The following is a 19,179-nucleotide window of genomic DNA, read 5'->3' on the forward strand; positions in this document are numbered from 1 at the left end:
TGAGGGGCTGTGCGGCAGTGGCGCCGCCACTTAAACCATTTCGACAACAATCCCTGACGAATGGCTGACACACGGATCAGCGGCGCCGGGTGATTCGTTGTAGAATCGTAAAGTTTTATCGTCTGACGATCCCTTTCACACCATGCGCGCATTCATGCTTCCCGTCGTTTCGCCTTCCGGCCCGGCCGGCATGCGCGCGCTCGCCGGTCAACCGGCGCACCCCCTCGCTCGACGCACGGTCCTGGCTCCGCTCACCCCTGCCCGGCGCTTGATCTGACGGCCCAGTCTCCACCCGGAGCCCGTCAGACAGGCTCCGGGCGATCCACGTAGGTTTGCCACGCCTGTCCCTGCCGATCATTTGGAGAATTGCCATGAAACAACGTCTGTGCCAGTTGACCGAACTCGACGTCGCACGACTCGAAAAGCACGCCGAGCACAACCCACGCTTCCAGGCGATGCTCGATACCCTGCTGGAGCGGGCCGACATCGTCCAGTCCGACGCCATCAAGGCAAACGTCGTGACGATGAACTCGCAGATCACGCTGCTCGACGAAGCGAACAACGAACAGACCACCTGGACGATTGTTTATCCGGACGACGCCAATCTCGAGCACGGGCGCCTGAATGTCTTCTCGCCGGTCGGCATGGCGCTGCTGGGCACGCAGCGCGGCCAGCTGGTGAAGGTGATGCAGCCGAGCGGCGCCGAGAAGCTGATGAAGGTCGCCGCGATCGTGTTCCAGCCCGAGGCCAACGGCGAATACACGCGCTGACATCGCCGCCGCGCGGCAGCCTGCCGCCAGCGCCGCATCGCGCCACACAAGAGGCCAGCGAGGCATCCGGACCGGATGCCTCGCTTTTTTTTGTGTCCGGACAACGCCTGGCGCGCGTTCGCCGGCTTCTCCGCCACCTTCGCATCGCATGGGCGAAAAAAAAGGCGCCCGAAGGCGCCTTTTTCAGAGCTGGTTACCCAGCAGTCACGCTTAGAAGCGGTGACGCAGACCAACCGTTGCTGCGGTTTGGTTGATCGACGAGCTCGGCAGCGTGGTTGCGTCGCCGTTGTAGATCGACGCCGTCGTGTTCTTCGACGAACGCTGGTACACAGCTTGTGCGTACACGTCGGTGCGCTTCGACAGCGCGTAGTCAGCCTGCAGGCCGAATTGGTTCCAGTGCGCGCTTTCCGAACCCAGCTTCGCGTTCGTGTACGTGTAAGCAGCGCCCAGGCCCAGAGCCGGCGTCAGGTTGTACTTTGCGTTGACTTCGTAGTTGTCAGCACGGACCGACGTACCCAGCGCGACGCTGTTGTCCAGACGCGATTGCGTCCATGCTGCGCCGACTTGTGCCGGGCCGAATGCGTACGCTGCAGCTGCGCCGTACGTACGGACGCGGCCTTGTGCCGAGATACCGCTGTCGATCGCGCCGCCAGCAGTCTGGTTCGGGTTGTTCGCTTGCGAGTATGCGCCAGCCAGCTTCAGGCCTTGGAACTGGTACGACACGCCGCCGCTGTATGCACGGTTGTTACCGAAGTTCGTGTTGTTCGAGAACGAGTACGTGCCGCCGAATTGCAGGCCAGCGTAGTTCGCGCTCGTGAACTTGACGGTGTTGTTCGGCGAGTAGCCGCCGTTCGTGCTCAGGTTGTCGTTGTTCAGCGGGTGAGCGAAGTACGTGCCGCCCCACGAGCCCGTTGCCGTCAGCGGAGCCAGGTAGTCTTGAACGGAGTCATACTGCTTGCCCAGCGTGACCGTGCCGTATTGGCTCGACAGGCCGACGAAAGCCTGACGGTTGAACATGCCGTTGTTGTTCGACAGCTTGCCGTTACCGATGTTGAAGCCGCTTTCCAACGTGAAGATTGCCTTCAGGCCGCCACCCAGGTCTTCCGAACCACGCAGGCCGAAGCGGCTTTGGTCGATGCCGCTGCCCATTGCCCAACGCGACTTGCCGTTCACCAGCTGGCCGTTGGCGTTGACGCCCGTAGCGACGTTGCTTTGGTAGGTGATGCCTGCGTCCAGCACGCCGTACAGCGTGACGCTGCTTTGCGCGTGAGCGACGGTTGCGAACGATGCTGCAGCTGCTGCAACGATCAGAGTCTTGTTCATTCGTGGAGCTCCCTTCTAAAAAGAGGCAGGTCTCGCGACCTTGTTCATAAACGGTCTGCAACCGCCCGGAAAGGCCATCGGTCCTGCTGGCTGCGTCCGGATAGTTGCCCGTTTGGGAACCGTGAGTTTAGGGGTGTACCCTAGGGGAGCGATCCGCAAATAAAGAAATAAGCTTTTCCAGAACTAGAAATAATAGAAATGGGGACGCCTTATAAGTATTTGTTTTGACGTTTGTTTTTGGCTTCTTGACGGCCGCTTTTTGGCCACCTTCATCCCATCATTCTTACATGTCATCGTCTTGACGGTTGCATAGAAACAACAAGCGAAATCCTGCAACCCCCTCGAAATCGGCATTTTTTACCTGTTTTCGTCTCAAATATTGGGCTTTGCGCTTCCACAACGGATGCTGCAGGCGCGAAACATCCGAGGAATGGCCGGAAATCGACGGAGTCCGGCTGTCGCACACCGGACGCCCGTGCGGACCGGCACCGCGGCCTGCACCGCAGCGGCCGTGACACGCCGTTACAGCCCTAACGGCGTGCGTAACCCGGCCTGTCGCCGGGCACGCTAAGGTACGAGAAACACGACAACACAACAGGACACGCCATGAATCGACGCTCGTTGTTGCGCGCCCTCGGACTGACCGCTGCGTTCGTCAGCACCGCGACCTGGTTGCGCGCCGCCTCGGCACAGCCTGCGCCCCCTGTATACAGACCGTCCGGCCCATACCGCAATCCAGGCGGTCCGCCATATGACGATCGTCCGCGCGTCGCCCCGCCGCCGATGCGGTACGAACGGCGCCCGCCGCCGCCGCGGCCGGGCGGCTATGTCTGGACCGACGGCTACTGGGGATGGAAGCGCGGACAATATGTATGGATCCCCGGTCGCTGGGTCTCGCGTCACCCCGGCCATCGCTGGGTTCCCGGTTACTGGCGGCGCCAGGGACAGTTCTGGGTGTACGTCAACGGGTATTGGCGCTGAGCGTGGCGCGGGGGCCGGGCCGGCGGTCGCGTCGGCCCGACGGCGACCGTGTCTGTCTGCATGTCCATTCGACCGAGCACCCGGGCGATCGCGGCCAGGCAATCGTCGACATTTTCCGCGTGAAGGACGGCAGGATCGTCGAGCACTGGGACGTGATCCAGCCCGTACCGGAGCAGGCCGCGAACGCGAACACGATGTTCTGATACTGCGCGTTCGGCATCCCCTTCCACAGGCGCACGCGCACCCGCGCTCCGGCGCGTATCGGATGCACGACACGACCGGACGGCCGGCGCGGCCCCTCATCCGGCACCGTCCCGACGATCCGCACGCGCGCTGGACCCAGAGCCAGTGATCCGGCAGTTGCCCGCCGCCTCCAACGTCGCGCGCGGAAGTGTTCGAGATCGTCGAAGTTTCCTACAATCGAACCCGCCGCCAAGATCGCCTGCGCGGCTTGGTCCCGCGCAGGCCGCAAGGCAGGGCCGGGCCGGCCCCGGCCCGCCGCTCCGTGCACACCGGAGGAACAGCCACGCTGAACGCAGGCGGCCGTCGTTCGTGAAGATGGTGTTACCGATGAACCCCGCCAACATTTCCCTGAGCAGCGCCGGCGACCTGGTCGCCAGTCTCGGCAGTACGCGGTTTCCCGCCCGGCTGTGGGAGTGGCTGCGCGAGACGGTCGATCCGCATTCGTATTACAGCGTTGCCACCCGTTACCGGCGCGACGCACCGTCCGGCTCGGTCGACGGCGTCGACGTGCTGTTCTTCGCTGGCGGCGACGATCCCGACGGCACACGCCACGCGCTCGACCTGTACATGCGCGGCGACTGGCGCTCCGATGCGATCCTGCCCCATGTCGAACGCCTGACCGATTCGCAACTGGTGTTCTCGTGCAACCAGGACATCGACACGGCCACCGAGTACGGCCGCTGCTTCGTGCTCGGCGACCTCGGCGAAGACTGCACGCTGCTCGGCAGCGAGCACGACTATGTCTATGCGTTCTCGCTGTTTCGCCGACGCGGCCAGGCTTCGTTTACGCTCGCCGAACTGAGCCTGCTGCGGCAGTTCGGCGATTTCCTGTTGCCGCTGCTGGTCCAGCATGCGCGGCTCGCCAGCGTGACGCCGCGCTCCGACGACGAAGCGCTGCTGCAGCGCTTCGAACAGCGCCTGTCGGCGAGCGGCGCGGCGCTGTCGCAGCGCGAGCGGCTCGTGTGCCGCGCGGTGCTGCAGGGCCAGCCGGTCCCGCGGATCGCCGACACGCTCGAAGTCAAGCCGTCCAGCGTGCGCACCTACCTCGATCGCGCGCTCGCGAAGCTCGGCGTCGCGAACCGGGCCGGACTGTTCGCCTGGTGCGTGGCCGACGGCGACGCGTTTGCGCGCGTCGTCAATCGCGAATGAACGCCAGGGCCGATGCGGGATGGCGTCGGCCCGCCTTCTGCCTTCTGCCTTCTGCCTTCTGCCTTCTGCCTTCTGCCTTCTGCCTTCTGCCTTCTGCCTTCTGCCTTCCCCCCAACGCGCCATCCACTTTGTCGCGCCTTGTCCTCAAATCGACGACAGACAGTCCACCGCCCCGGCCCTAGTATCTGAGTCACCCGACGATCTGAACACGTCGTACACAACGGAGACATAGATGCCGATCACCGGATCGATGCGAGCCCACGCGGCCGCAGACGCCAGCTCCGGCCGCCGGCCGACGTGCCGCGACCGGCAAACCATGCCGCCCGCCCGTGACCGGTCAGGCCACTGCGATCTCGCGACGCCCACGCCGCCCCGAACGTAACGCGCCGCCCCCCGACGGCCAGCGCGGTCAACCCGCCGCGCAACGCATTCCCACCCCTCCCGGACCCACGCGACCGGACGAGCCCGACGGGCCGCCCGCTGGATGCGTGCGCCCGGCAAATCGACCTCAAACCGGAGGAGACACCATGCAATACGCCGATACCGTCTATCTGAACGGAATCCTCTACACCGGCGATGCGCAGCGCCGCTTTGCGCAGGCGCTCGCGACCCGCGACGGCAAGATCCTGGCGATCGGCCGCGACGACGACATCCGCCCGCTGGCCGGCCCGGCCACGCGTGTCGTGGATCTCGCCGGCAGGCTGATGCTGCCCGGCTTCATCGACGGCCACGTGCATCCGCTCGAAGGCCATCAGATCCTCGGCGACTTCGACCTGTCCGGCATCAACGAGCCCGACGCGATCCTGCAGCGCATCCGCGCATGCGCCGACGCGACGCCGAACGAGCCGTGGGTGTATCTCGGCGGCGCCAATCTCGCTGCGTTCGGCGCCTATCCCACCCGCGAACTGCTCGACCGCATCGTGCCGGACCGTCCGCTCCTCGTGGTCGGCTTCGACGTGCACAGCGGCTGCCTCAACACGAAAGGCCTCGAAGCCGCGGGCATCATGGCGGCGACGCGCGATCCGACCGGCGGCGTGCACGAGCGCGACGCGTCCGGCGCGCCCACCGGCGTCGTGCACGAGGCGGCGTTCTATCGCATCTGCCCGATCATTCCGCAACTGAGCCCGGCCGGCTATCCGAAATCGCTCGCGAAGGCGCATGCGATGGCGCACGGCTTCGGCATCACCGGCTGGTTCGATGCACGCGTCGAGGAAGCCGAACTCAAGGCCTACGCCGCCGCCCAGCGCGCCGGCACGCTGAAGGCGTACATGAGCGCGGGCCTGTATGCGAACCCGCGCCGCGACCCGCGCGAGCAGATCGACCGTTTCGTCGCATGGCGACGCGAATACGCGTGTGACAACCTGCGCCTGCACACGGTGAAGATCTTCGTCGACGGCGTGCCCGAATCGAAGACGGCCGCGCTGCTCGAACCGTACGCGGGCACCGACGACTGCGGCCTCACGCTGTGGAGCCAGGACGCGCTCAACGAGATCTGCCTGCTCGCCGATACGGCCGGCTTCGATCTGCACTTCCACACGCTTGCCGACCGCGCGGTACGCATGACGCTCGACGCGCTCGAATACGTGCAGCGCCGCAACGGCGTGCGCGACCGGCGTGCGCAGCTCGCGCATCTGCAGATCGTCGATCCGGCCGACATGGGCCGCTTCAACCAGCTGGGCGCGATCGCGAGCATGCAGGCGCTGTGGACCGCCGCCCGCCCCGAACAGCAGCAGCTCTATTGCGACCTGCTCGGACCGGAGCGCACCGCGCGCAACTATCCGTTCCGCAGCCTGCGCAATGCCGGCGCGATGCTGGCGGCCGGCTCCGACTGGTCGGTGAGCACGATGAATCCGCTGCCGATCATCCAGACCGGCGTCACGCACGCGCTGATCGACCAGCCCGGCTGCCCGCCGTGGAACCCGCACGAACGGCTCGACCTGCTCACGATGCTCGAGGCGTATACGGTGAACGCCGCGTATGCACTGCGCTTCGACGATTACACGGGTTCGCTCGAAGCCGGCAAGGATGCGAGCTTCGCGATCCTCGATCGCAACCCGTTCCGGCATCCGGTCGAAACATTTGCGCAGGCGCGCGTGATCGAGACGTGCTTCCGCGGCGAAGTGGTCTTTGCCGCGCCGGGCTGGAAGGACTGATCGAGCGGGCCTGCGGCGCGAGGCCGGGCGGCGGCCCGCGCCCGGCTATGCGCGGCATGCCGGATGAGCTGCCGCGCACGTCGCCACGCGGGCCACGCGCGCACGCACGCACGCTTCGGCAGGCATGTCGCGCGCACATGAGCTCAGATCATGTCCAGCTTCAACACGTCACACCGCCCCGCGCGCGACACGCCCGCTCACGTCGGCGGCCATGTCGCACGCACGTGACGTCAGACCACATCCAGCTCCAGTACCTGCCCGGTCGTCATGACATCGGCGAACGTATCGTCGAGCGCGGCCAGCGTCGCGCGATGCAGCACGTCGTGCGGCACGACGCTGCCGTCCGCGGTATCGAGGTCGCGCGTCGCGCACGCGTCGTCCACGACGATGACCGCGTAGCCGAGCGGCACCGCGTCGCGTGCCGCTCCGGCCACGCATGCGTGCGTCATCAGCCCCGTCACGATCAGCGTATCGATCCCGGCCGCCTTCAGCCGTGCGTCGATGTCGGTCGTCGGAAACACGCTGACGGACGTCTTCTTCACGACCGCATGGTGCGATGCCGGCTGCAGGTCGGCGTGGAACCGGAAGCCGTCGCCCGCTTCGTCAAACAACCCGCCGCCTGCCGCTCCGACATGCTGGATGTGGAACACGGGGATGCCCGCGCGATCCGCGAGCGCGATCACGCGCTGCGCATTGGCCAGCGCGTGCGGGCCGTCCGGGATCGGCAATCTGCCGCCGAAGTATTCGTTCTGGAAGTCGATCACGAAGAGCGCCGTGCGGGCGGCCTCGATCGATTTCGGCGCAGTCGCGCCGGCCATCGTGCGGATGGTGGGATGGTGCATGCGAGCTCTCTCGATGTTGGAATCGAACAGGACGGCGCCGCCGGACATCCGCCGGCGCACGCCGTTCGCAGCGATTGCTGCGAGGCGCCAGTGTCGTGCGATGCGGCAATGCGCGACAGCGCCCTGCGGGACAACATCAGAAAGGATCGGGCCAATTGAACGCGACGTGTCCATCAACGGAAAGGACGGCACGCACCCCGTACCACCCATCGACGGATCGGACGCCGACCGCAAACCCGCGCCGGGCGACCACCGATCCGCCGGAAATCAGCCTCGCTATTCGGCACTCACGATCGTATCGCCGCGAAACCGCCGGCGCTCGATGACGGCGGGCGCGCCTTCATGCATGAACACGCTCGCCGCCAGCCCGAATAACGCCGCGAACAACACGTACCACGCGGGCGCGACCGGCGAGCCGCTCGCCTGCGTCAGCCACGTGACGATGAACGGCGCGAAGCCGCCGAACAGCATCACCGCGACGTTGTACGCGAGCGCGACGCCGGTCGAACGCACGCGCGTCGTGAACTGCTCCGCGAGCGTCGTGGGTGCCGGGCCGTAGATGACGCCGATGTTCACGCAGATGACGAGCTGCATGACCAGCAGGCGACCGATGCTCGGCGCCGCGGCGAGCCACGAGAACAGCGGATAGGTCACCGTCAGCAGCGCCAGCATGCCGGCAAGCAGGACCGGCCGCCGCCCGATGCGATCGGATACCGACGCGGCAACCGGAATCGTCACGGTCAGCAGGGCCACCGCCAGCATCTGCACCTTGAAGACCTGGTCGAGCGGCAATCCGAACGTCTTGTGCGCAAACGTCGGCAAGTTCACGAGCATCACGTAGAACACGGCCGTCCCCGTCACGGTCTGGCCGATCGACACCAGTACGCCGCGCAGGTTGTCGCGCAGCACGCCGGACACGCTGGTCACCGCCTGCCCGGCCGCCTTGCTCGCATCGAGGAACGCTTCGGTCTCCTCCATATGACGGCGGATCCACAACCCGACCGGCCCGATCAGCAGGCCGATCGCGAACGGCACGCGCCAGCCCCAGCTGTCGAGCGCGTCGGCCGACAGGTTGCGGGTCGCCCACGCCCCCATCGCCGCGCCGGCAAACACCGCGAGACATTGGCCGATCAGCTGCCACGATCCATACAGGCCGCGCCGGTGCGCAGGGGCGCTCTCGACGAGGAACGCGGTGGAGCTCGCATATTCGCCGCCGGTCGCGAACCCCTGCAGCATCCGCGCGACGACGATCAGCACCGGCGCGGCCGGGCCGATCGTCGCGTAGGTCGGCGCGAACGCGATCAGCGCGATCGCCAGCGTCATCAGGAAGATGATCAGCTGCATCGCCGCCTTGCGGCCCTTGCGGTCCGCATAGAGCCCGAGCAGCACGCCGCCGACCGGGCGCATGAAGAATCCGACGCCGAACGTCGCGAGCGACATCATCAGCGACGCGTACTGGCTTTCGGCGGGAAAGAACAGGCGCGCAATGATTCCGGAAAAGAATCCGTAGACGATGAAGTCGTACCACTCGAGCGTATTGCCGACGACGGCGGCAACTACCTGCCGATGCCGCGGATTCCGATGCGAATCAGTGCGCATGTCTGCCCTCCTTCGATGCTGTCCAATGGAACCGGCACGGGCCGCCCGCGCCCGATACCGCACCGCGATATGCGCGCGCGTGCGGTGGGCATGCCCACCTGCCGGCGCACGCCCGGCGTCGACCGATAATAGGCATGCCGAAAAGCCGCATCAATTAATCCGAAAGGCAAAGCGTTAGCCGCAGACTAAATGTCCCGCCGTTGCGCGAAACCGTTGCGATCGGCCCAAATGCGACGTCGCCTGGGCCGTCGAGCACCGCGTCGTCACCAGGCCCGTTACGCAGTGCGCGGGGTCGTGCAATGCCCGCATTGTGTGTCGCCGCGGTTCCGGGGCAGAATTTCCGGTCGACATCCTCCCGGCGCTCCGACCATGCGCAATCGCATCAACGAAGAGATCACCTTCCGCAAGCTCGAAGTGCTCCTCGCCTTCATGGAAACGGGCAGCCTCGCGAAGGCCGCCGACGCGCTGAACGTCAGCACGGTCAGCGTGCACCGTGCGCTGCACACGCTCGAAGAAGGCATGCATTGCGCGCTGTTCCGCCACGAAGGGCGCAACCTGATTCCGACGGAAGCCGCCCAGGTGCTCGCCGAAGTCGCGGGCGAAGTGATCAAGACGATGACCGACGGCATTCGCGCGACGCGCGAGGCCGCCGGCTACGGCGCCGGACAGTTGAAGATCGGCTCGCTCTATTCGCTGACGATCCGCACCGTGCCGGAAGTCGTGATCGCACTGAAGGAACGGCGGCCCGAGCTGCAGGCGGAACTCGTGCTCGGCTCGAACGCGGACCTGCTGGACAAGCTCAGGCAAGGTGCGATCGATGCGGCGCTGATGGCCGTGCCCGGGCAGGACGCCGAGGTCGAATCGATCGAGCTGTTCGACGATGACATGTTTTTCGCCGCGCCGGTCGATTCGCCGTATGCGCAGCTCGACAGGATCGATCTGGCCGCGTGCCGCGACGCGCCGTTCGTGTCGCTCAGCGAAGGCTTCGCGACCCACCAGGGTTTCGTCGAAGCGTTTCGCGTCGCCGACTTCACGCCGAACGTCGTGATGCGCGTCGGCGACATCTTCTCGCTGATCAACCTGGTCGGCGGCGGCGTCGGCTATACGCTGCTGCCGGGTCGCGTGCGCGACCTGTTCGCGCACAAGATCGCGCTGGTGCCGCTTGCCGGGCAGCCGATGCGGCAGACCATCGGCCTGAGCTTCCTGCATCGCCGCGAGCGCGACCCGAATCTGCTCGCGCTCGCGACCGTCTGCCGGATGACGGTCAAGGGCCGTCAGGCGGCGTGACGGGCGGCGTCGCGCCGACGCCGGTTGCAGGTGATCGCGGGTACCGTCGTGCGCATGGATTCAACGAAGGCGTGCCGCTCCCCCTCGCAACGAAGATCACTGATCCTGCTCCGGCGGCTCGCTGTACGCGCTGAGCTTCTCCAGGATCGGACCGATGGCGACGAGCCGCTGGCGCTCGTCGTCATTCAGGCAAGCGCCGATCGCCCGCTCGAGCCATTCGTCGCGCCGTTGCCGACTGAGCTGCAGGCTTGCCCTGCCCGCGGCAGAAAGCTGAACCCGGACCTTGCGCCGATCGATCGTGTCGCGCGTGCGCGTCACCAGTCCGTCCGCTTCCAGATCCCGCAACAACGCGGCCAGATTCGACGACCTCAGACTCTCGGCGGCGCCGATTGCGGACGGCGTCGCCTCCGCGCCCAGCCGGTCGACCGCGCTCAGCACCAGCATGCGCGTCCATGTATCGGGCGTGTTGCGCGCCTCCTGACGCAGGCGTCTGCCCAACCGGCTCAACCGCATGCGAAACAACGAGATATCCACGTCGGCCTCGAATTTATCTACATAATCATAGCTATGTGATGATAGCATCGTCATCACGCGTCGCAATGCTTGCCTCCCCTTTTTGTCCACCTCCGAGAGGATTCTTCCCATGCAAGGAACCAGCCCGATTTTCGACCGCATCCTGCTCACGAACGACGACGGGTTCGATGCGCCCGGCCTGCAGGTGCTCGAACAAGTCGCGATCACGCTGGCGCGCGAAGTCTGGATCGTCGCGCCGATGGAGGACCAGAGCGGCACCTCGCATTCGATCAGCCTGCACGAGCCGCTCCGGATCCATCGCAAAGGGGAAAGACGCTTCGCGGTTCGCGGTACGCCGGGCGATTGCGTGGCCGTCGCCATCGGCCGCCTGATGGCGGATCACCCGCCCGAGCTGGTGCTGTCAGGGGTGAATCGCGGCGCGAATCTCGGCACGGAGACGGTGTTTTCCGGCACCGTCGGCGCTGCGATGACCAGCATGCTCATTGGCGTCCCTGCGATCGCGCTGAGCCAGGCGTTCACGGACCGCAACGCGGTGCCTTGGAACACGGCCCTGGAGCACGCGCCGGCTGTCATCCGCCGGCTCGTCGCACAGGGCTGGGACAGCGATGCGTGCCTCAACGTGAATTTCCCCCCCATCCCGGCGAAGGATGTCGGGCCGCTCAAAGTGACAAGCCAAGGTGCCGGGTTGCTGCGGGGCGTCGAAGTGGTCTCGCTCAGCGATCCGCGCAACATCGACTATCACTGGCTGAAGTTGAGCCGCGGCCCGACTGACGACGCGCCCGACTCGGAGACGGTGGCGCTCGGTTCCGGCCATATCACCGTGACCCCGTTGAAGTTCGAGCGAACGCACGAGGCCGCCCTCGCACGGTTGCGCGCCGACCTGGGTTGAGTCGCTGGGTTGAGCCGCTGGGTTGAGCCGCTGGGTTGAACCGCTGGGTCGAGTCGCTGGGTCGAGTCGCTGGGTCGAGTCGCCGGGTCGAGTCTGCTACGGCCGGCCGATTCCGGACAAATAAAGCCCTCCGATGGAGGGCCTTCAGCGCACATGCTTCAGCGCACCCGCGACGGTGCGACTTCGGCGCATATCCACGCTGCCGCGGATCATGCGCCGGCTTCATGTCACCGCACCTGCGTCGCGTCCTGCCGCGCGAACGGCGCATCCGTGCCCGCACCCGACGGCCAGCCGCCGGCGAGCGCCTTGTACAGCGCGACCGTCGCGGTCGCGCTGCGCATCCGGCCGTCGGCCGCCGCGTCCTGCGCCTGCAGCAGCGTGCGCTCCACGTCGAGCACCTCGTAGTAGTCGATCGCCCCTGCCGCGAAACGCGCATGCGCGAGCTGCGCGGCGCGCGCGCTGTCGTCCGCGGCGCGCACGAGGTGGGTCGTCTCGTCACGGGTGCGCGCGACGCGCAGCAGCGCGTTCTCGGTTTCCTCCAGCGCGCCGAGCACGGTCTGACGGTACTGCGCGAGCTGGCCGGCCGCCTCCGCGTCGCTCGCGGCGATTCGCGCGCGCACGCGGCCGACGTCGAGGAACGACCAATCGATGCCGAGCGCGATCAGGTTCGTGTCGCTGCCCGCGCGGAAGAACCCGTAGCTGCTCGTCGCGCTGCCGAGCAGCCCCGACAGCGTGAAGCGCGGGAACAGGTCGGCCGTCGCGACGCCGACCCGCGCGGTCGCCGCATGCAGCCGCGCCTCGGCGGCCGCGACGTCCGGACGCCGGCGCAGCAGATCGCCCGGCGTGCCGGGATCGACGTCGGCGGCCAGCGCGGGCAGCGGCGCGGGTGCGTCGAGCATCCCGATCAGCGCATCCGGCCGCTGGCCCGTCAGCACCGCGAGCCGGTGCTCGTCGACGCCGATCGCGGCCTGGTAGACGGCGATCCGCGACGTCGTCGATTCGAACTGCGCCCGCGCACGCGCCGCATCGAGTTCGGAGCCGCGCCCCGCGCCGACGCGCGCATTGATCAGCGCGAGCGTCTGCTGCTGGTTGCCGGCATTCTCGCGCGCGATCCGCAGCCGCTCCTGCGACCCGCGCAGATCGACGTACGTGCTCGCGACCTCGCCCGCGATCGCGACACGCACCGCACGAACGTCCGCGGCGCTCGCGGCCGTTTCCGCGCGCTGCGACTCGATCGAGCGCCGCACGCGGCCGAACAGGTCGAGCTCCCATGCCGCATTGATCCCGACGCTGGAAATCGGCGTGTCGCGCTGGCTGCGCGGCGCGCCGAACGCCTGGTCCTTGCTCATCAGCTGATGGCCGATCTGGCCGCTCGCGGTGATCGTCGGATAGCGGTCGAAAGTCGCCTGCGACAGCAGCGCGTTCGACGCGTCGTAGCGCGACACGGCAACCTGCAGATCCTGGTTCGCCGCGAGCGCCGCGTCGATCAGGCGCGTCAGCACCGGATCGCCGAAACCGCGCCAGAACGCGGTATCGGCATCGACCGATGCGTCGGGCGGCGACGCGTCCTGCTGCGTCGCCGGATGCGTGTCGCGCGCGAACCGCGCGGAAGTGGCCGTTTCGGGCCGCTTGAAATCGGGGCCGACCGCACAAGCGGCGAGCGTCACCGACATCGCGAGCGCGGAAAGACGGAAAGCTGCGCTCATTGACGTTCTCCTTCGAGGGTGCCGTGCTGTTCGCCCCACACGGCCGGCGTGCCGCCCGCGAGCCTGCGGATCGCCACGTAGAACACCGGCGTCAGGAACAGGCCGAACAGCGTGACGCCGAGCATGCCGGCAAACACGGTGACGCCTGTCGCCGCGCGCACCTCGCTGCCCGCGCCGCTGCCGATCAGCAGCGGCACCGAGCCCGCGATGAACGCCACCGACGTCATCACGATCGGACGCAGCCGCAGCCGGCACGCTTCGAGCGCGGCCTCGACGGTCCCCGTTCCCTGGATCTCGAGTTCGCGCGCGAACTCGACGATCAGGATCGCGTTCTTGCACGCAAGGCCCATCAGCACGACGAGACCGACCTGCACGAACACGTTGTTGTCGCCGCCCGACAGCCACACGCCGAACAGCGCCGCGGCCATGCACACCGGCACGATCAGGATCACCGCGAGCGGCAGCGTCCAGCTCTCGTACAGCGCCGCGAGCACCAGGAACACGAGCATCACCGCGAGCGGGAACACGACGATCGCCGCGTTGCTCTGCGTGACCTGCTGGTAGCTGAGGTCGGTCCATTCGAGCGTGATGCCGGGCGGCAGCACGTCCTTCGCGATCTGCTCGAGCTTCGCGATCGCCTGCGCGGACGACATCACCTTCGGGTCCGCGTCGCCGATCAGGTCTGCGGCCGGAAAGCCGTTGTAGCGGACGACCGGGTCCGGCCCGTAGGTCGGCTCGACCGTCACCATCGAGCCGATCGGCACCATCTCGCCTTTCGCGTTGCGCGTGCGCAGGTTCGCGATGTCCGCCGCGGTCTGCCGATGGCCGGCGTCGGCCTGCGCCATCACGCGGTAGACGCGCCCGAACAGGTTGAAGTCGTTCACGTACGTCGAGCCCAGGTAGACCTGCAGCGTGTTGAACAGGTCGGTCAGCGCAACGCCCTGCGCCTTCGCCTTCAGCCGGTCGACCTTCACCTCGAGCTGCGGGATGTTCGCCTGGTACGAGCTGACCGGATAGCGCATGCCCGGCGTCTTCGCGACCGCGGCCTGGAATGCGGCCAGCGCGTTCTGCAGCGCGCCGTAGCCGAGGCCCGCGCGATCCTCCAGGTACAGCGCGTAGCCGGACCCGTTGCCGAGCCCCTGGATCGGCGGCGGCATCATCGCGTATGCGATGCCGCCACCGATGCCCGCGAAGCGCGCGTTCAGCTCGGCGTTGATCTGCGCGGCGCTGCGATGCCGCTGGTCGAACGGTTTCAGGATGATGTACGAGGTCGTGATGTTCGGCGTGTTCACGCCCTGCAACGCGTTCAGCCCCGCGAAACCCGGCACCATCTCCACACCGTCGGTGCTGCGCGCGATCTTCGTCATCTGCTCGGCCACCGCGTTCGTGCGCGACAGCGACGCGCCTTCCGGCAGTTTCGCGCCCGCGAACAGGTACAGCTTGTCCTGGATCGGAATGAAGCCGCCCGGCACCGTGTTGAACAGCAGTGCGGTCGCCCCGAGCAGCACGGCATAGACGACGAACACCCCGCCACGCCGCTTCAGCGTGCGGCCGACGACGCCGTGATAGCAGTCCGAACTGCGGTCGAAGAAGCGGTTGAACGGACGGAACAGCCAGCCGAACCCACGATCGAGCGCGCGCGTGAGCGCGTCCTTCGGCGCGCCGTGCGGCCGCAGCAGCTTCGCGGCAAGCGCGGGCGACAGCGTCAGCGAGTTGATCGCCGAGATCACCGTCGAGATCGCGATCGTCACCGCGAACTGCCGGTAGAACTGGCCGGTGACGCCCGACATGAACGCCATCGGCACGAACACCGCGCACAGCACCAGCGCGATCGCGACGATCGGGCCGGACACTTCGCGCATCGCCTGGTGCGCGGCGTCGCGCGGGCTCAGCCCCTGTGCGATGTTGCGCTCGACGTTCTCGACGACGACGATCGCATCGTCGACGACGATCCCGATCGCGAGCACGAGCCCGAACAGCGTCAGCGTGTTGATCGAGTAGCCGAGCAGCAGCAGCCACGCGAACGTGCCGACCACCGACACGGGCACCGCGACGAGCGGAATGATCGACGCGCGCCAGGTCTGCAGGAACAGGATCACGACGAACACGACCAGCACGACCGCCTCGATCAGCGTGTGCTGCACCGCGCGGATCGACTCGCGCACGAACACCGTCGGGTCCCACACGGGCCGGTACGCGATGCCGGGCGGGAAGCGCTTCGACAGCTCGTCGAGCTTCGCGTACACGGACTTCGCGACGTCGAGCGCGTTCGCGCCGGGCGACAGGAAGATGCCGACCACGGCCGAATGCTTGTCGTTGAAGAACGACTTCAGCGTATAGTCGCCCGCGCCGAGTTCGAGCCGGGCGACGTCGGACAGCTTGACGACCTGGCCGTCGTCGCCGCTGCGCAGCACGATGTCGCCGAACTCCTGCACCGTGCGCAGTCGGCCGCGCACGTTGATCGACACGAGGAAATCGGCGGCCTTCGGCGACGGTTCCGCGCCGAGCTGGCCCGCAGACACCTGCACGTTCTGCTCGCGCACCGCCGCGATCACGTCGCTCGCGGTCAGCCCGCGCGACGCAAGCCGGTTCGGGTCGAGCCAGATGCGCATCGCGTAGTCGCCGGAACCGTACACGCCGACGTCGCCGATGCCGGTGATCCGCGACAGCTCGTCCTTCACGTTCAGCGTCAGGTAATTGCGCAGGTACAGCGAATCGCGGCTGTCGTCCGGCGAGTACAGGCTCACGTACATCAGCGGCGTCGGCGACTGTTTCTGCGTCGTCACGCCGTACTGGCGCACTTCGTCGGGCAGGCGCGACAGCGCCTGGCTCACACGGTTCTGCACGCGCACCGCGGCCGTGTCCGGGTCGACGCCCGGCACGAACGTGACGACCACCTGCAGGCTGCCGTCCGATCCCGCGACCGACTTCATGTACATGATCCCTTCGACGCCGTTGATCGCCTCCTCGAGCGGCTCCGCAACCGACTCGGCGATGGCCTTCGGGTTCGCGCCGGGATAGGTCGCGCGCACGACGACGCTCGGCGGCACCACTTCCGGATACTCGCCCGCGGGCAACATCGGAATCGCGATCAGCCCGAGCGCGAAGATGACGATCGACAGCACGACCGCGAAGATCGGCCGGTCGATGAAGAAACGGGAGAAATCCATCACGTGCCTCCCGTCATTGCGCTGCCGCAGCGCCAGCCTCGGCGGATGCGGGCTGCGTTGCGGCGACCGGTTGCGCGGCGAACGCCTTCGGCTTCACCGGCGCGCCCGGATAGTAGACGCGCTGCACGCCTTCGACGATCACGCGGTCGCCGGCCTGCAGCCCCTTCTCGACGATCCGCTCGCCGTCCAGCTCGCGGCCGATCGTCACGTCGCGGCGCAGCGCCTTGTCGCCAGCGCCGACCACGTATACGTACTTGCGGTCCTGGTCGGTCAGCACGGCCTTGTCGTCGACCAGCAGCGCATCCTGGTCACGGCTGCTGACGAGCTGCACGCGCGCATAGAGCCCCGGCGTGAACGTGTGATCCGCGTTGGACAGCCGCACGCGCGCGCGGATCGTGCCCGTCGCCGGATCGAGCCGGTTGTCGAGGAAATCGACCGTGCCCGCGTGCGGGAAGCCCGTCTCGTTCGCGAGGCCGACGCGCACCGGATCGGCGCCGATCGCGCGATGCGCGGGATCGGCGCGCCGTGCGTTGTAGCGCAGGTAGCTCTGCTCGTCGCAATCGAAATACACGTAGACCGGATCCTGTGAAACGACCGTCGTCAGCAGCGTGTCGTCGGCGCGCGCGAGATTGCCGACCGTCGCGAGCGCGCGGCCGACGCGGCCCGCGATCGGCGCGCGCACTTCGGTGAAGCCGAGGTTGAGCTGCGCGTCGGCGACGGCGGCTTCCGCCGCCTGCAGGTCGGCGCGCGCCTGCGCATCGGTCGCGCGCGCATTGTCGAGTTCTTCCTGCGACGTCGCATGCGCGTCGATCAGCGTCTGCACGCGCTTGAACTGCACCTGCGCGAGACTGGCCGCCGCGCGCACCCGCTGACGCTGCGCGGTCGCACGATCGAGCGCGATCCGGTAAGGACGCGGATCGATCATGAACAGCACCGCGCCTTGCGGCACGAGATCGCCCTCCTTGTATGCGACGCGTTCCAGATAGCCGCTCACGCGCGGCCGCAACTCGACTGCGTCGACGGCCTCGACGCGGCCGTTGAACTCGTCGGCGAGCCGCACCGTGCGCGGCGCGACCGTCGTGACGCCGACTTCGGGAGGAGATTGGGCCGGCGGATCGCCGTTGCCGTCATGGCAGCCGGACAGCGCAAGCAGCAGCGCGCAGACGGCACCTGGAAACAACGCCTTGCGGACAGGGAAAGAAAGCATGGAGCCTCGCGGTACGTTAAACTGCCGCGTAGCTTAAAAGTTGAAGTTAACTTTAAGTCAAGAATTCCCGGAGGCTTTCATGGGTATCACCGAAGACACGAAATTGCCGCTGCTGTCGATCCGCGAAGTGGCCGCGCGCAGCGGCGTGCCGGCCTCGACGCTGCGCTTCTACGAATCGCGCGGGATGATCCGCTCGCAGCGCAACGGCTCGAGCCATCGCCGCTATCCGCGCTCCGTGCTGCGGCTCGTCGCGTTCATCGTGTTCGCGCAGAAGATCGGCTATTCGCTCGACGAGATCGCCGAGCAGCTCGTGAGCCTGCCGGCCGACACGCTGCCGACCAACAAGGACTGGCAGCGGCTGTCACGAGGATGGAAGAAGCGCGTCGCGGACCGCATCGAGGAACTGCAGCGGCTCTACATCAATCTCGACGAATGCATCGGCTGCGGCTGCCTGTCGCTGAAGCGCTGCAAGCTGACGAACCCCGAGGATCGGGCCGGCCGGCGCGGGCCGGGCGCGCGGCGGTGGATGGGGGATCCGCCGCCGGTTTGACGATCGTGCGGGCGCACACGTTACGGAATCCTGCTCATTGAAACGGACGCCGGGGCATCTCGTGATGCTTCGGCGAACGACTGCCCGCGGCTGGCGGCCGACGCCTGCTCCGCCCTCGTCGCTCACCGCCCCAGCAGATTGATCGCCGTGTTGAGCACGGCTGCCTTGAACTGCTCCGGCCGCGCAGGCAGCGACGTGAATTCGTGCATCAGGTGGCTGTACGCCACCGTCGTGCCGATCGCGTTCTCGAGCATGAAGAACATCACGTCGGGATCCGTCATTGCAATCACGCCGGCTTCGGCGGCATCGGCCAGCAGCGGCACCATGACCGCATGGTACGGGCGCACCAGCCGTTCGAGCAGGCGGTTAAGCCGCTCACCCTCCTCCGTCGTCGCGGTGGAAAAGAACATGCCGATGTCCGGCTCGGCGAACACCATGTCGATGCCCAGCTCCAGCGCGCGCTCGACCCGCGCGCGGCGTGACAGCGACGACGTTCGCAACGCGCCCAGCGCGTCGAACAGCGGCGCCGCGAGTTCCGCGATCTGTTCGACGACCGCGAGCCACAGCGTTTCCTTGGTCCCGAAATGGTGCGCGATGAGCGCCGCATCCACGTCCAGTTCGCGCGCGATCTCGCGCACGCTCGTCGCGTCGTAGCCACGTTTCGCAAACATTCGGCGCGCCGCCCGCAAAATCACGTCCGGACCGACGGATGCGCCCGGCAACGGCCGTCCGCGCGCGCGCCGCTTCGACGGCGACCGCTCAGAAACATCACTCAC

At 67.2% G+C, this 19,179-nt stretch carries 15 protein-coding genes and 1 pseudogene; 8 read left to right on the forward strand and 8 right to left on the reverse strand.

The window, feature by feature from the left end; all coding sequences use genetic code 11:
* The first annotated feature begins 371 nt into the window (after nt 1-371).
* On the forward strand, nt 372-770 hold the full coding sequence (locus ACV229_RS11285) for a GreA/GreB family elongation factor (protein WP_448083206.1): 399 nt from the start codon (nt 372-374) through the stop codon (nt 768-770).
* A gap of 210 nt (nt 771-980) precedes the next feature.
* On the opposite strand, the gene ACV229_RS11290 is transcribed toward ACV229_RS11285, so the two are convergent.
* Nucleotides 981-2,093, reverse strand: a complete 1,113-nt coding sequence (locus tag ACV229_RS11290; protein WP_448083207.1) for a porin — start codon at nt 2,091-2,093, stop codon at nt 981-983.
* Nucleotides 2,094-2,699: 606 nt separating this feature from the next.
* Here ACV229_RS11290 and ACV229_RS11295 point away from each other — a divergent pair.
* The 4 genes and pseudogenes from ACV229_RS11295 (at nt 2,700) to ACV229_RS11310 (ending at nt 6,619) form a co-directional block, all read left to right on the forward strand.
* Nucleotides 2,700-3,074 (forward strand): hypothetical protein, encoded by a 375-nt coding sequence (locus ACV229_RS11295; protein WP_448083208.1) that lies wholly within the window; start codon nt 2,700-2,702, stop codon nt 3,072-3,074.
* Nucleotides 3,075-3,106: 32 nt separating this feature from the next.
* A pseudogene (locus ACV229_RS11300) lies at nt 3,107-3,277 on the forward strand (nuclear transport factor 2 family protein); the annotation flags it as partial.
* Between the two features lie 367 nt (nt 3,278-3,644).
* Complete coding sequence (locus ACV229_RS11305; RefSeq protein ID WP_448083209.1) at nt 3,645-4,466, forward strand: helix-turn-helix transcriptional regulator; 822 nt, start codon at nt 3,645-3,647, stop codon at nt 4,464-4,466.
* 527 nt (nt 4,467-4,993) lie between these two features.
* Complete coding sequence (locus ACV229_RS11310; protein ID WP_448083210.1) at nt 4,994-6,619, forward strand: amidohydrolase; 1,626 nt, start codon at nt 4,994-4,996, stop codon at nt 6,617-6,619.
* A gap of 230 nt (nt 6,620-6,849) precedes the next feature.
* Here the strand turns inward: ACV229_RS11310 and ACV229_RS11315 are convergent, their stop codons facing one another.
* Together ACV229_RS11315 and ACV229_RS11320 are read right to left on the reverse strand one after the other, a co-directional pair.
* Nucleotides 6,850-7,461, reverse strand: coding sequence for a cysteine hydrolase family protein (locus ACV229_RS11315; protein ID WP_448083211.1), 612 nt, complete (start codon nt 7,459-7,461; stop codon nt 6,850-6,852).
* 276 nt (nt 7,462-7,737) lie between these two features.
* A complete protein-coding gene (locus ACV229_RS11320; protein ID WP_448083212.1) occupies nt 7,738-9,060 on the reverse strand; it encodes a citrate-proton symporter in 1,323 nt (440 codons plus the stop codon).
* A gap of 369 nt (nt 9,061-9,429) precedes the next feature.
* Between ACV229_RS11320 and ACV229_RS11325 the strand changes: the two genes are divergently transcribed.
* Complete coding sequence (locus tag ACV229_RS11325; protein ID WP_448083213.1) at nt 9,430-10,347, forward strand: LysR family transcriptional regulator; 918 nt, start codon at nt 9,430-9,432, stop codon at nt 10,345-10,347.
* Nucleotides 10,348-10,443: 96 nt separating this feature from the next.
* Here the strand turns inward: ACV229_RS11325 and ACV229_RS11330 are convergent, their stop codons facing one another.
* Nucleotides 10,444-10,881 carry a MarR family transcriptional regulator gene (locus ACV229_RS11330; RefSeq protein WP_448083214.1) on the reverse strand — a complete coding sequence of 146 codons (438 nt, stop codon included), beginning with the start codon at nt 10,879-10,881 and terminating at the stop codon, nt 10,444-10,446.
* A gap of 109 nt (nt 10,882-10,990) precedes the next feature.
* Here ACV229_RS11330 and surE point away from each other — a divergent pair, with 109 nt between their 5' ends.
* Complete coding sequence (gene surE, locus ACV229_RS11335) at nt 10,991-11,770, forward strand: 5'/3'-nucleotidase SurE (protein WP_448083215.1); 780 nt, start codon at nt 10,991-10,993, stop codon at nt 11,768-11,770.
* 227 nt (nt 11,771-11,997) lie between these two features.
* Here surE and ACV229_RS11340 read toward each other — a convergent pair whose 3' ends face one another.
* From ACV229_RS11340 to ACV229_RS11350, 3 genes are read right to left on the reverse strand one after another with little or no spacing between them, the layout of a single operon-like run.
* The gene (locus ACV229_RS11340; RefSeq protein WP_448083216.1) at nt 11,998-13,476 is read right to left on the reverse strand and encodes an efflux transporter outer membrane subunit; all 1,479 of its coding nucleotides are present in this window, start codon (nt 13,474-13,476) and stop codon (nt 11,998-12,000) included.
* A complete protein-coding gene (locus ACV229_RS11345; RefSeq protein ID WP_448083217.1) occupies nt 13,473-16,646 on the reverse strand; it encodes an efflux RND transporter permease subunit in 3,174 nt (1,057 codons plus the stop codon). Before ACV229_RS11345 ends, ACV229_RS11340 begins: the two co-directional genes overlap by 4 nt.
* A 13-nt stretch (nt 16,647-16,659) precedes the next feature.
* Entirely contained in the window at nt 16,660-17,853 is a 1,194-nt protein-coding gene (locus ACV229_RS11350; protein ID WP_448083218.1) for an efflux RND transporter periplasmic adaptor subunit, read from the reverse strand.
* 79 nt (nt 17,854-17,932) lie between these two features.
* On the opposite strand from ACV229_RS11350, the gene soxR reads away from it, so the two are divergent.
* Entirely contained in the window at nt 17,933-18,403 is a 471-nt protein-coding gene (soxR, locus tag ACV229_RS11355) for a redox-sensitive transcriptional activator SoxR (protein ID WP_448083219.1), read from the forward strand.
* 122 nt (nt 18,404-18,525) lie between these two features.
* On the opposite strand, the gene ACV229_RS11360 is transcribed toward soxR, so the two are convergent.
* A complete protein-coding gene (locus tag ACV229_RS11360; RefSeq protein ID WP_448083220.1) occupies nt 18,526-19,179 on the reverse strand; it encodes a TetR/AcrR family transcriptional regulator in 654 nt (217 codons plus the stop codon).

This window comes from Burkholderia sp. MR1-5-21, assembly GCF_053427715.1.

Bases quoted from the DNA above. Each gene is read 5' to 3' on its own strand.
- ACV229_RS11285 (WP_448083206.1), top strand. From the start codon at position 372: ATGAAACAACGTCTGTGCCAGTTGACCGAACTCGACGTCGCACGACTC.
- ACV229_RS11290 (WP_448083207.1), bottom strand. From the start codon at position 2,093: ATGAACAAGACTCTGATCGTTGCAGCAGCTGCAGCATCGTTCGCAACC.
- ACV229_RS11295 (WP_448083208.1), top strand. From the start codon at position 2,700: ATGAATCGACGCTCGTTGTTGCGCGCCCTCGGACTGACCGCTGCGTTC.
- ACV229_RS11305 (WP_448083209.1), top strand. From the start codon at position 3,645: ATGAACCCCGCCAACATTTCCCTGAGCAGCGCCGGCGACCTGGTCGCC.
- ACV229_RS11310 (WP_448083210.1), top strand. From the start codon at position 4,994: ATGCAATACGCCGATACCGTCTATCTGAACGGAATCCTCTACACCGGC.
- ACV229_RS11315 (WP_448083211.1), bottom strand. From the start codon at position 7,461: ATGCACCATCCCACCATCCGCACGATGGCCGGCGCGACTGCGCCGAAA.
- ACV229_RS11320 (WP_448083212.1), bottom strand. From the start codon at position 9,060: ATGCGCACTGATTCGCATCGGAATCCGCGGCATCGGCAGGTAGTTGCC.
- ACV229_RS11325 (WP_448083213.1), top strand. From the start codon at position 9,430: ATGCGCAATCGCATCAACGAAGAGATCACCTTCCGCAAGCTCGAAGTG.
- surE (WP_448083215.1), top strand. From the start codon at position 10,991: ATGCAAGGAACCAGCCCGATTTTCGACCGCATCCTGCTCACGAACGAC.
- ACV229_RS11340 (WP_448083216.1), bottom strand. From the start codon at position 13,476: ATGAGCGCAGCTTTCCGTCTTTCCGCGCTCGCGATGTCGGTGACGCTC.
- ACV229_RS11345 (WP_448083217.1), bottom strand. From the start codon at position 16,646: ATGGATTTCTCCCGTTTCTTCATCGACCGGCCGATCTTCGCGGTCGTG.
- ACV229_RS11350 (WP_448083218.1), bottom strand. From the start codon at position 17,853: ATGCTTTCTTTCCCTGTCCGCAAGGCGTTGTTTCCAGGTGCCGTCTGC.
- soxR (WP_448083219.1), top strand. From the start codon at position 17,933: ATGGGTATCACCGAAGACACGAAATTGCCGCTGCTGTCGATCCGCGAA.